Source organism: Thauera terpenica 58Eu (genome assembly GCF_000443165.1).
GTDB classification, from domain to species: domain Bacteria; phylum Pseudomonadota; class Gammaproteobacteria; order Burkholderiales; family Rhodocyclaceae; genus Thauera; species Thauera terpenica.
In genome coordinates this window covers 1-240 of sequence record NZ_ATJV01000030.1, presented here as the reverse complement: position 1 = coordinate 240, position 240 = coordinate 1, and the positions used below count along the sequence as shown (strand labels likewise).

Here is a 240-nt window from a genome sequence, read left to right as displayed (position 1 = left end):
GCTCTTCAGCTACCACATCGACGAGAAGGCCCGGCGCCTCGCCCAGATGATGGACGGCAAGCTGCTGCTGGTGACCAACGCCGAGGGCTTGTCGGCGCCGAACGTGATTCAGCGCTACAAGTCGCTTGCCGACATCGAGCGCGGCTTCAAGGTACTCAAGTCCGAGATCGAGATCGGCCCGGTGTATCACCGCCTGCCCGAGCGGATTCGCGCGCATGCGTCGATCTGCTTCATGGCGCT

At 63.3% G+C, this 240-nt stretch carries 1 pseudogene; it reads left to right on the top strand.

What is annotated here, in order from left to right:
* A pseudogene (locus tag M622_RS23950) lies at positions 1–240 on the top strand (IS1634 family transposase); the annotation flags it as partial.